This is a genomic window from Pseudomonas sp. GW822-FHT04C11, assembly GCF_058800905.1.
Genome location: NZ_JBXAMS010000002.1, coordinates 245,449 through 256,932, shown reverse-complemented (window position 1 = coordinate 256,932; position 11,484 = coordinate 245,449). Strand labels below are relative to the sequence as shown.

12 protein-coding genes are annotated in these 11,484 nt (G+C 59.6%); 6 read left to right on the top strand and 6 right to left on the bottom strand.

The window, feature by feature from the left end; all coding sequences use genetic code 11:
* The 3 genes from AC1RJ3_RS03925 to AC1RJ3_RS03915 are packed head-to-tail and all read right to left on the bottom strand — an operon-like array spanning nt 1 to nt 2,854.
* A complete protein-coding gene (locus AC1RJ3_RS03925) occupies nt 1–459 on the bottom strand; it encodes a tripartite tricarboxylate transporter TctB family protein (RefSeq protein ID WP_054596100.1) in 459 nt (152 codons plus the stop codon).
* A 58-nt stretch (nt 460–517) separates the two neighbouring features.
* Entirely contained in the window at nt 518–1,507 is a 990-nt protein-coding gene (locus AC1RJ3_RS03920; RefSeq protein ID WP_103320001.1) for a Bug family tripartite tricarboxylate transporter substrate binding protein, read from the bottom strand.
* 54 nt (nt 1,508–1,561) lie between these two features.
* Nucleotides 1,562–2,854: an OprD family porin gene (locus AC1RJ3_RS03915; protein WP_054598260.1), complete on the bottom strand. Its 1,293-nt coding sequence runs from the start codon at nt 2,852–2,854 to the stop codon at nt 1,562–1,564.
* A 234-nt stretch (nt 2,855–3,088) separates the two neighbouring features.
* Here AC1RJ3_RS03915 and AC1RJ3_RS03910 point away from each other — a divergent pair, with 234 nt between their 5' ends.
* Nucleotides 3,089–3,760, top strand: coding sequence for a response regulator (locus AC1RJ3_RS03910; protein ID WP_019692544.1), 672 nt, complete (start codon nt 3,089–3,091; stop codon nt 3,758–3,760).
* A complete protein-coding gene (locus tag AC1RJ3_RS03905) occupies nt 3,753–5,138 on the top strand; it encodes a sensor histidine kinase (RefSeq protein WP_489111130.1) in 1,386 nt (461 codons plus the stop codon). Before AC1RJ3_RS03910 ends, AC1RJ3_RS03905 begins: the two co-directional genes overlap by 8 nt.
* Nucleotides 5,139–5,334: 196 nt before the next feature.
* Here the strand turns inward: AC1RJ3_RS03905 and AC1RJ3_RS03900 are convergent, their stop codons facing one another.
* The gene (locus tag AC1RJ3_RS03900) at nt 5,335–6,156 is read right to left on the bottom strand and encodes an HDOD domain-containing protein (protein ID WP_054596103.1); all 822 of its coding nucleotides are present in this window, start codon (nt 6,154–6,156) and stop codon (nt 5,335–5,337) included.
* Between the two features lie 36 nt (nt 6,157–6,192).
* A complete protein-coding gene (ygfZ, locus tag AC1RJ3_RS03895) occupies nt 6,193–7,134 on the bottom strand; it encodes a CAF17-like 4Fe-4S cluster assembly/insertion protein YgfZ (protein WP_347929225.1) in 942 nt (313 codons plus the stop codon).
* Between the two features lie 149 nt (nt 7,135–7,283).
* On the opposite strand from ygfZ, the gene AC1RJ3_RS03890 reads away from it, so the two are divergent.
* Both AC1RJ3_RS03890 and AC1RJ3_RS03885 read left to right on the top strand, forming a co-directional pair.
* The gene (locus tag AC1RJ3_RS03890) at nt 7,284–7,538 is read left to right on the top strand and encodes an FAD assembly factor SdhE (RefSeq protein ID WP_019692540.1); all 255 of its coding nucleotides are present in this window, start codon (nt 7,284–7,286) and stop codon (nt 7,536–7,538) included.
* Between the two features lie 146 nt (nt 7,539–7,684).
* Nucleotides 7,685–8,134: a protein YgfX gene (locus AC1RJ3_RS03885; protein ID WP_103319993.1), complete on the top strand. Its 450-nt coding sequence runs from the start codon at nt 7,685–7,687 to the stop codon at nt 8,132–8,134.
* Here the strand turns inward: AC1RJ3_RS03885 and nadB are convergent.
* A complete protein-coding gene (gene nadB / locus AC1RJ3_RS03880; RefSeq protein ID WP_054596106.1) occupies nt 8,103–9,719 on the bottom strand; it encodes an L-aspartate oxidase in 1,617 nt (538 codons plus the stop codon). The two genes, AC1RJ3_RS03885 and nadB, sit on opposite strands and share 32 nt — an antisense overlap.
* Nucleotides 9,720–10,276: 557 nt before the next feature.
* Between nadB and rpoE the strand changes: the two genes are divergently transcribed.
* A complete protein-coding gene (gene rpoE, locus AC1RJ3_RS03875; protein WP_019692537.1) occupies nt 10,277–10,858 on the top strand; it encodes an RNA polymerase sigma factor RpoE/AlgU in 582 nt (193 codons plus the stop codon).
* A gap of 31 nt (nt 10,859–10,889) precedes the next feature.
* Nucleotides 10,890–11,477 carry a sigma-E factor negative regulatory protein gene (locus tag AC1RJ3_RS03870; RefSeq protein WP_054596107.1) on the top strand — a complete coding sequence of 196 codons (588 nt, stop codon included), beginning with the start codon at nt 10,890–10,892 and terminating at the stop codon, nt 11,475–11,477.
* Nucleotides 11,478–11,484: the final 7 nt, after the last annotated feature.

Genomic DNA, 11,484 nt, shown 5'->3' with positions numbered 1-11,484 from the left:
TCAGTTCTCCAGAACGTCGAGCAGGCCCAACGGCAGTGGCACGTCCATCAACCGGTCGAACAGCATGTACAGACCGACGCTCATCAAGCTGATGATCACCACGCTCGGCAACCAGCGGCCACCGTACAAACGGGCCATAGGTACGCCGATGAGGATGCTCGAAACAATGAACCCGAGCGGTTCGAAGGTTCCGGCGAACACCAGCAGCAGAACGACACAGATACCGATCTTGGTCAGGGTTTCGCGGTCCAGTGGCGGCTCGTCTTCACTGTGTTTGATCGGTGCAGGGCGAAACACCATGTACAGCAGTGCCACGCCCATCAAGCCGAGCATCAACAGCGGAAAGGCCCTGGGGCCGACGGGTTCATAGGAAAAAGCCGCTTGATACGGCCAGGCCATCAGTGCCAGGCCGAGACAGGCCAGTAACAGCACCGAGGCAAAAATACGTTGTAAGAGCATGACAAACTCCTGGGCCAGCCCCTTGATGCGCAAGGGGCTGGCCGCGAGACAGAGGCGATTACTGAATCAGGCCGAACTCTTTGGCCAGCAGTTTATAGTCCGCTACCTGCTTCTTCACGTAGGTGTCCAGCTCTGGCCCGGTCATGGCGAACGGGAACAGTTCACGCTGATCGCGCAGTTTGGCGAAGTCTTCAGAGGCCAGCAGTTTGTCGAAGGCGTTTTTCCACCAGGCATATTCCGCATCGCTGACTTTTGGCCCGAGGTAGAAACCCCGAACCACTGGCCAGACGATGTCGTAGCCTTGCTCTTTGGCGGTCGGAATATCCTTCATTTCCGGCTCGTCCAGACGCTCGTTGGCGAACACGGCCAGCAGGCGCATGTCACCGCTCTGGATGTGCGGCATGGAGTCGGAGATGTCGGTGCTGCCGACCTGGATGTGACCACCCAACAGCGCGGTGGCGATTTCGCCGCCACCTTCGAGGGCGACGTAGCGCAGGTCACGCGGGTTGATCCCGGCGGCCTTGGCGATCAGCGCGGTTTGCATCCAGTCCTGGCTGCCCACCGTGCCGCCGGAGCCGATCACGACTTTGCTCGGGTCTTTCTTCAGCGCCTGAACCAGATCGTCGAGGTTCTTGTAGGGCGAGTCGCTTTTCACCGCGATGGCACCGTAGCTGGTGCCCACCGCTGCCAGCCAGCGCACGGCGTTTTCGTCGAAGCGGCCGAACTTGCCTTGGGCCAGGTTCAGCAGCGAGCCGCTGGACCAGGCCACCAGGGTGCCGGCATCGGCTGGGCGCTGGGCGACGACGGCGTTGTAAGCCACCGCGCCGACACCGCCGGGCATGTAGGTCACGCGCATCGGTTTGGTCAGGATCTTTTCGTTCACCAGCGCGCTTTGCGCCAGTTTGCAGGTCAGGTCGAAGCCTCCGCCGGGGGAGGCCGGGGCGATGCATTCCGGGCGCTTGGGCTCGCCGGCGACGTCGGCAAACAGTGGGCCGGCGAACAGCAGGCAACTGGCGGCTAATGCAACTTTACGCAGTGATAAGTCCATTTTTCGTCTCCACAGGAGTTGTTGTTGTGTAGGAGCTGTCGTTTGTTGAATCAATTACCAAAGGGCAACGCTGTAGCTCACCAGCAAACGCACTTCATCAGCGTCACGGGCAGAGTAGTTGGAGCGGTAGGTGGCATTGCGCAGACGCACGGCGACGTCCTTGAGGGCACCACTTTGCACCACGTATTTGATCTCGGTATTGCGTTCCCACTCTTCGCCGGTGGCGCCGTTTTTCAGCTTGATGTTGTCACCGCTGATGTAACGGGTCATGAAGCTCAGGCCCGGAACCCCGAGCTTGGCGAAGTCGTAGTCGTAACGCGCCTGCCAGGAGTGTTCTTCGGCGCCTGCAAAGTCGTTGATCTGCACGAAGTTGACCAGATACGGGTCGGCACCATCGACATACGGGAAGGCGCTGTCGCCGGACATGTGCTGATAACCGGCGGTGAGTTTATGCCCGCTCAAGGCATAACTCACCAGGCCGTTGAGGGATTTGTTGTCGATCTTGCCGCCACGGGCCTGGCCCTGGTCATTGCTGATGGCCAGCCGCAGGTCGGTGGCAAAAGTGCCCGGACCGAACGGTTGCGAGGCGACCAGGCCAAGGAAATGCTGGTTGTACACCTCGCCCAGTTGAGCGAAGTGGTAACTGCCGGTGATCTTGTCGGTGAACTTGTAGTCGACACCGCCGAAATCGAAATGCGTGCCGGGCACGGTGCCGGCGAAACGGCTGTTCTTGTTGTTGAGGGCGATGTCCTCGAAATCGGTGCTGTCGCGGTCCTTGGCTTTATCGAGGCGCCCGCCGGTGAAGGTCAGGTTCTTGATTTCCTTTGAAGTCACCAGGCCGCCTTCAAAGGTCTGCGGCAGAATTCGCCCATCGTTGGGCTTGAGGGTCGGCAATTCAGGTATCAGGCTGCCGACTTTGAGCTCGGTAGCAGAGATCTTCATTTTGCCGGTCAGGCCAAGTTTGGAGTACTCATTGGCGGCACGCCCGTCATCGTGGGTTGGCAGCAAGCCGGTGCCGGTACGGTCGGGGCTGGAATCGAGCTTGACCCCGAGCATGCCCAGCGCGTCGACACCAAAACCCACGGTGCCGTCGGTGTAGCCTGACTGCACGTTGAGCATGAAGCCCTGGGCCCATTCGTCACGCTTGGATTGCTGGGCACTGGTGCCACTGCGAAAGTCGCGGTTGAAGTACATGTTGCGGGTTTCGAGGGTCGCGCTACTGTCTTCGAAGAAGGCAGCCTGGCTGACGGGCGAAAAGCCGGCGAGGGCGGCGGCACTGGCGAGAGCGGTGGAGGCGAGGCGGGAAAAACGCGCAGGCGGGCAAGCCTGAGGCTGTGTGGACAGCATGCTGAAATACTCCATTTATTGTTCTTATTTGACGAAAACGCTTCGAGGCGTTTTTCGGTTGCAGCGCTTCATGGTCACGGCAGTCGAAACTGTCCGTGGCTGGACTCTAACGGGCTAACCTTTCTCCAACCTTTCAGCAGACTTTCATTGTTTTCGGTCTTCACAGAGGCGGATGCGGCTGTAAACTCCGCGCCAAAGAATGGCGTCGACCATCCCCGAACGAGGTAAAAAACCATGCGTGTTCTTCTCGTCGAAGACCATCTGCAGTTGGCCGAAAGTGTCGCCCAAGCGCTCAAAAGCACCGGTTTGACCGTCGATGTGCTGCACGATGGGGTAGCTGCCGACCTGGCCTTGAACAGCGAGGAGTACGCGGTGGCGATCCTTGATGTCGGCCTGCCGCGCATGGATGGTTTCGAGGTGCTGGCGCGTTTGCGCAGCCGTGGCAAAAACTTGCCAGTGCTGATGCTGACGGCCCGCAGCGACGTCAAGGACCGGGTTCACGGGCTCAACCTTGGCGCCGATGACTACCTGGCCAAACCCTTTGAACTGACCGAGCTGGAAGCGCGGGTCAAGGCGCTGTTGCGGCGCAGCGTACTCGGCGGCGAGCGTCAGCAACGTTGCGGTGTGTTGGTGTATGACCTGGACACTCGGCGCTTCACCCTCGGCGATGAACTGCTGACCCTGACTTCCCGTGAGCAAGCGGTGCTCGAGGCGTTGATCGCGCGCCCTGGGCGGGTGATGAGCAAGGAGCAGTTGGCCTCCCAGGTGTTTGGTCTGGACGAAGAGGCCAGCCCTGACGCCATCGAAATCTACGTCCACCGTTTGCGCAAGAAACTCGACGGCCATGCAGTCGCAATTGTGACCTTCAGGGGGCTCGGTTACCTGCTGGAAGCCCGCGATGCATAAGCCCGGCAGTCTGCGCTGGCGGCTACTGTGGAACCTCGCACTGCTGCTGGTGGTGCTGATGATCGCCAGCGGTTTGAGTGCCTACTGGAATGGTCGCGAAGCGGCCGACACGGCGTATGACCGGACCTTGCTGGCCTCGGCGCGAACCATCGCTGCCGGGCTTTCCCAGCGCGATGGCAGCCTCAGCGCCGATGTGCCTTACGTGGCGCTGGATACATTCGCCTACGACAGCGCCGGACGCATTTACTACCAGGTCAACGACATCCATCAGCAGCTGATTTCCGGTTACGAAAACCTGCCAGGACCACCGCCAGGCACGCCGCGAACCGACGATTATCCAGCGCTGGCGCGGTTCTATGACGCCATTTACCAAGGGCAGAACGTGAGGGTAGTGAGCCTGCTCAAGCCGGTGACCGAACCGAACATGAATGGCATGGCGGAAATCCGCGTGGCGGAAACCGACGAGGCCCGCGTCCGCATGGCTCGCAGCCTGATGACCGATACCTTGCTGCGTCTGGGCCTGCTGGCAGTGGGGGCGTTGCTGTTAGTGTGGTTTGCGGTGAGCGCAGCACTGCGCCCAATCGAGCGTTTGCGCACGGTGGTGGAGGAGCGGCAATCGGATGACCTTCGGCCTTTGCCACTGGTAGAAGTGCAGCGTGAATTGTGGCCGCTGGTACGCGCGCTTAACCACTTTACCGAGCGCTTGCGCGGGCAGTTCGAGCGTCAGGCGCAGTTCATCGCCGATGCCGCCCATGAGTTGCGAACGCCGTTGGCGGCTCTTAAAGCAAGGCTCGAATTAGGACTGCGGGCGAGCGAGCCGCAAATCTGGCGAAATACGTTGGAGAGCGCCGCTCAGGGCACCGATCGGCTGACTCATCTGGCGAATCAATTGCTCTCGCTTGCGCGCGTCGAGAACGGTGCGCGGGCGATTGCCGAGGGTGGGGCGCAGTTGCTCGATTTGAGTCAGCTGGCTCGTGAACTGGGCATGGCCATGGCGCCGTTGGCCCACGCGCGGGGCGTCGCGTTGGCGTTGGAGGCTGAGGAACCGGTGTGGCTGCGCGGCGAACCAACGCTGTTGAATGAGCTGCTGAGCAATCTGGTGGATAACGCCTTGGCTCACACGCCCCCCGGCGGCAACGTGATCTTGCGCGTCAGTGCGCCCGCGGTGCTGGAGGTCGAGGATGATGGGCCGGGGATTCCGCTTGAGGAGCGCGACCGGGTGTTTGAACGCTTCTACCGGCGTAATCAGCAGGTGGCGGGTTCAGGCCTGGGCCTGGCGATTGTCGGTGAAATCTGCCGCGCCCATCTGGCCCAGATCAGCCTGCACGATGGCGCGCAACGTGGGTTGAAGGTTCGGGTCAGTTTTATCGCCGGGTAGGGCTGATTACCTGCGAGCGAAACACAACACCTGTGGCGAGGGGGCTTGTCGGAACGCCGAACCGCCCCGTTCGGCTGCGAAGCAGTCGTAAAATCGGCTGAGTCGTTGATTCAGATAAAGCGCGGTGACCATCTTGGGACCGCTTCGCGCTCCAGCGGGGGCAAGCCCCCTCGCCACAGACGCCCCTCTGCAGTGATCAATAAAACATCGATCGTGACTCATCCAGATCGCTGCACATTGCCGTGTTCTCCGGATCAATCCCCAGTTTCTTGAACGCCGGCACGTTGAGCACGTCAATTCTGGACAACGGATGATCGGTGTCCTTGTGGCAATACAGGCTGGCGATCTGCACCAGATCGACATAATCGACCTGCTCGGACTGACGCTTGAAGTCCAGATACAGCCCCGGCAGTTTCACCAGCATTTCCGGAAACTCCCAGACCTGCAGCAGCTTGTCACCGAGCAGCGGATGAATGTGTTCGATCACATGGTTGAGGCTGACCGGATCTGACAGCAGCTCGTAGTGGTCTTCGGCATAGGTCAGAATTGGCAGCACGCCGATCTGATGCACCAGCCCGCCAAGGGCCGCCTGATCCGGTTTCAATTGGGTATGAGTGCGGCACAGTGCATAGCTGACACCGGCGATTTCCAGGCTCTTGCGCCAGACTTCGCGCATCTTCTGTTCCACCACCTCGGAGCGGGCGTGGAAAATCTGTTCCATGACCAGACCGATAGCCAGGTTGCTGCTGTAATTGATGCCCAGTCGGGTGATTGCCGTGTGCAGGTCTGTCACTTCCTGAGCCGCACGCAGCAACGGACTGTTGACCACTTTGATCAACCGCGCGGACAACGCGGTGTCGCGGCCGATGACTTTACTCAGGTCGGCGACGCTGATTTCCGGGTCTTCGGCGGCCTTGCGAATCTGCAGGGCCACTTCCGGTAACGTTGGCAGAACCAGGTCATCGTTATCGATGGCCTCAACCAAATCCTGTTGGACCTTTTCCGCCAGCTCGCTCATTTAGTTTCTCTAGGGCATTGCAAAAAAATGCTGCAGTTAACGCTGGATCTCGAGGTCACGATCCAGTTGGTAAGGCAGGTCGAGCAGGTGCAGGGCCGGGCCCTCCAGGGCGCCAAGATGCACGTCGCCACTGTCCGCGGCTTCGGCTTGCAGCACCGCCAACAGCTCGATGTTCTGTTCGGCATGAGCGGCAATCACCACTTCACCGATGGAGCTGCCGTGGGTTGGGGAAAACAGTGCGGTGCCTGGCTCGGGCAGCTCGGTGGCGTCGAGTTGCAGGCGATACAGCCGACGCTTGAGCTTGCCCAGGTACTGCATGCGCGCGACGATTTCCTGGCCGGTGTAGCAACCTTTCTTGAAGCTCACGCCGCCTACCGCTTGCAGGTTGAGCATTTGCGGAATGAACAGCTCGCGGGTTTGCGGCATGACCTGGCCGATGCCGGCGCGGATCTGCCCGAGCAGCCACTGGTTCAGGTCGCCTTCAGGCAGCAATGCGGCCAGCGAGTTGCGCAAGGTGCCGGCCTGACTGGCCGCCGCCCAGAGTTCGACGCGATCGGATGACACTCGAATGGCAATCAGACCGCCTGCGCGGGCAACTGCGCCGTCTTCCCGGGGAAGGGCCAGGCCCAGGCCAGACAGGACGGCTTCCGAGTGCTGCAGGCCAAAGCGAACCCAGTCAGCGCTTTCGTCGGTCAGCTTGGATTTGGAGAACACCGCGTACTTTTTCAGGTCCGCCAACTGTGGCTCCAGCAACTCGCTGGCCATCGCCAACAGGACCCCATCACCTTCCAGCAGGATGCGAAAACTCGACTGCATGCGGCCTTTCTGGGTGCAGCGTGCACCGAGGCTGGCGTGGGTGTCGCTCAGGTAATTGAGGTTGCAGGTCAATTGTCCCTGAAGGAACTTGCTGGCGTCGGAGCCGCGAACGGCGAGTACGCCTTCATGGGACAAGGTGCAGAAAAAAGCAGAATCAGCCATGGGTCATCGCAGGGTAAAGAGTCTGGAGCACATCATAAGGGGGCGCCCTTGAAATGGGTAGTTCACAAAGGTTCGAACGTGCCCGACCAAAGCCGACTGTTCGACGGGGATTGGGGCTGTATACTTGCGCTCTATTTGAGGAGCGCTCCATGGTCGAAGATGTTGAACTGAATCGCCTCTACTGGCACAGCCGCCGCGGCATGCTCGAGCTTGACGTGTTGCTCGTGCCGTTTGTCAAAGAGGTTTATCCGCACCTCAACGATGTCGATCGCGAGTGCTACCGCAAACTGCTCGAATGCGAAGATCAGGACATGTTCGGCTGGTTCATGGAACGCGCCGAGTCGGAAGACCCTGAGCTGCAGCGCATGGTTCGCATGATTCTGGACCGTGTCCAACCCAAGTGAGAGTGTCCTGTCTCACAGTTACTGTTTCTTTTTGACGGCGTCTGTTGTCGCCATGCCGCGTTGCCGCTCCTCGCCATAGCGGGCTATGACTCGTCGCGGCGCCTTGCCTGGCAACAACAGCCACTCGCCAAAAGAGAAACGTAACTGTGAGAAAGGACACCCAGTTTGAGTGCCGCTGGCATGCCTCGCGGCAATTGCTGGCGGCTTATCTTCTCGCCCAGCTGTTCGCGCTGGGTTCGCTGTTGCTGCTCTCTATGCCGCTATGGGCCAGTTTGCTCGGCATTGCGCTGTGCGCGGTTCACGGTTTTTGGGTGTTGCCGCGACAGATTCTGCTGACGCACCCGCAGGCATTTCGCGGCTTGCGCCGGGACGCCGATGGTTGGCAATTGTGGAATCAGGCGTCGGGTTGGCAAGCTGTGCAATTGCGTCCAGACAGCCTGGCGCTACCGTTGGTCGTCGTGTTGCGTTTTCGTCTGCGCGGCGAGCGGCGGGTCCGGGCGATCTGTGTGCCGCGTGATGCGCAGGCGGCGGATGTTCACCGACGCCTGCGGGTCCGGCTCAAGTTCAGTCGGCGTAGGTGGGCGGCACCAGAATAGTGTCCAGCGCTTCTGGCAGCATGTTCGGGTAATCGAGGGTGTAATGCAGGCCGCGACTTTCCTTGCGCTCCATGGCTGAGCGAATCATCAGTTCTGCCACCTGGGCCAGATTACGCAGTTCGATCAAATCCCGGCTGACCTTGTAGTTGCTATAGAACTCGTCGATCTCGTCCAGCAGCAGGCGCACGCGATGCTGGGCGCGTTGCAGGCGCTTATTGGTACGCACGATGCCCACGTAGTCCCACATGAACCGCCGAAGCTCATCCCAGTTGTGCGCAATGATCACGTCTTCGTCGGAGTCGGTGACCTGGCTGGCGTCCCAGGCGGGCAGGGTGCTCGGAATCTCGACTTGAGGCAGTTGTTCAAGAATGTCTGCTGCCGCCGAACGGGCATAGACGAAACACTCCAGCAGCGAGTTGCTGGCCATGCGGTTGGCGCCGTGCAGGCCGGTGAAGCTGGTTTCGCCAATCGCATACAGGCCTGGCACGTCGGTACGACCGTGTTGGTCGACCATGACACCGCCGCAGGTATAGTGCGCAGCCGGAACCACCGGGATCGGCTGCTTGGTGATGTCGATGGAGAATTCCAGGCAGCGTTCGTACACCGTCGGGAAGTGCGACTTGATGAACGATGCAGGCTTGTGGCTGATATCCAGGTACACGCAGTCGATACCCAGGCGCTTCATTTCATGGTCGATTGCCCGGGCAACGATGTCCCGTGGCGCCAGCTCGGCACGCGGGTCAAAACGCGGCATGAAGCGTTCGCCGTTCGGCAGTTTCAAATGTGCGCCTTCACCGCGCAGGGCTTCGGTAATCAGGAAGCTTTTGGCTTGTGGGTGGTAGAGGCAGGTGGGGTGGAACTGGTTGAACTCCAGATTCGCCACCCGGCAGCCCGAACGCCAGGCCATGGCAATGCCGTCGCCGCAAGCGCCGTCAGGGTTGCTGGTGTAGAGATAGACTTTCGCGGCACCGCCGGAGGCGAGGATCACGAACCGCGCACCATAGGTATCGACTTCGCCAGTGCCGCGATTGAGCACATAGGCGCCAAGGCAGCGATCACCTTCCAGGCCCAGGCGTTTTTCGGTGATCAGATCAACGGCGACCCGTTGCTCCAGCAACTCGATGTTCGGCCGTTGTCGTGCTTGATCAAGCAACGTATTGAAAATCGCAGCGCCTGTGGCGTCGGCGGCATGAATAATGCGCCGATGGCTGTGACCGCCTTCGCGGGTCAGGTGAAACTCGAAACCGCCGTCTTCAGTGCCGGACTGTTCATCGCGGGTGAACGGCACGCCCTGATCGATCAACCATTGAATGGCTTCGCGGCTATGCTCGACGGTAAAACGCACGGCGTCTTCGTGGCACAGGCCTCCGCCAGCGTTGAGCGTGTCATCGACGTGGGATTCAACGGTATCGGTGTCATCCAGCACGGCAGCGACACCACCCTGGGCCCAGTACGTCGAACCGTTGGCGAGGTTGCCTTTGCTCAGTACGGCAATGCGCAAATGATCGGGCAAGGTCAATGCCAGACTCAAACCGGCAGCGCCGCTGCCAATCACCAGAACATCGTGTTGAAACTGTTGGCTCATTTCAGGATTCCGCTCAAAGCGACCCGGGTCGGGGTTGGCGCAAGACACCTGAATCGGCGAGTCGAGACAGCCACACAGCGCACTAGTATATAGAGGGGTGGATCGGCACAATAGTCGGGCCTACGTGGCAATGTGAAACTACTGTGACGGAAAAGGTAGAGGGCCGTGTAGGGCAATTTACACGCGGGATCGACGATAAGACAGCCTGATCGCCGATGAAGCGCTGTTTTTCGCCGCGTGGTCATACATTATTCGTCTCGCGCGACTATAAAGCTTGGGAACTTTGCAAGGCGTCCAAGCTCAATAGAAGGTTGCCTGAAACAAGGAACAGCGTCGGCTTCACGCAGGATTTGTGTTTTGGTCATTGCGGGTGGATTCGACGAAAAGATTATTCGCGCAGCCGGCCCAGCCCGTGCTGCGTCTTTCGTGTGTGCCAAATCAGAGCGCGCAGGAAACTTGCTTGGAGGGGGAGAACTTTTGCGAAAAGCCCGAGTCTATGTTTGCAAGCCTGATCGATTAGTTATGCAAGCCTCCTCCGAGCTTATCGAGGAGTGTTCATGCTAACCCAGGAAGAGGATCAGCAGCTGGTCGAGCGCGTACAACGCGGCGATAAGCGCGCTTTCGATCTGCTAGTGCTGAAATACCAGCACAAAATTCTCGGGTTGATCGTGCGTTTCGTGCACGACACCCATGAAGCCCAGGATGTCGCACAAGAAGCCTTTATCAAGGCCTACCGTGCACTTGGAAATTTTCGCGGCGACAGCGCGTTTTATACGTGGCTTTACCGCATCGCCATCAACACGGCGAAAAACTATCTGGTTTCACGCGGCCGTCGGCCGCCGGATAGCGATGTCAGTTCAGAGGATGCAGAGTTCTACGATGGCGATCATGGCCTCAAGGATCTCGAGTCGCCGGAACGTGCATTGCTGCGTGATGAGATCGAAGGCACCGTCCATCGAACCATCCAGCAACTGCCAGAAGATTTACGTACGGCGTTAACTTTACGTGAATTCGATGGTCTGAGTTACGAGGACATTGCGAGCGTCATGCAGTGTCCGGTGGGTACCGTGCGCTCCCGGATTTTCCGCGCTCGGGAAGCCATCGATAAAGCCCTGCAGCCGTTGTTGCAGGAAAGCTGAGACAGCGGCGACAGCCAAGAGAGGAACCGCCATGAGTCGTGAAGCCCTGCAGGAATCGCTGTCCGCAGTGATGGATAACGAAGCGGACGAACTGGAATTGCGTCGGGTACTAAATGCCTTTGACGATGTTGAAACCCGCGAGACCTGGGCCCGTTACCAAGTCGCTCGGGCAGTCATGCACAAGGACCTGCTGATCCCTCGTCTGGATCTTGCTTCGGCCGTTTCTGCTGCCCTGGCTGACGAAGCCGTACCGGTCAAGACCACTCGTGGTCCATGGCGTACCGTGGGCCGTCTGGCAGTGGCCGCATCGGTGACCCTTGCTGTTCTGGCTGGCGTGCGTCTGTACAACCAGGATGAGATCGCCGGTGTCGAATTGGCCCAGCACTCCACTCAACCGGGTCTGGCCGTTCCTCAAGTAAAAGGCCCAGCCGTTTTGGCAGGCTACAATGAGAGTTCGGAAGCCACTGGTCCTATGGCCAACGGCGTATTGCAAGGTCAGCCGGGCTGGCATGATCAGCGTCTGCCAGGCTACTTGCGCCAACATGCTCAACAAGCTGCACTGAAAGGCACTGAAAGTGCTTTGCCTTACGCTCGTGCGGCAAGCCTGGAAAACCGTTAAGGAGGAT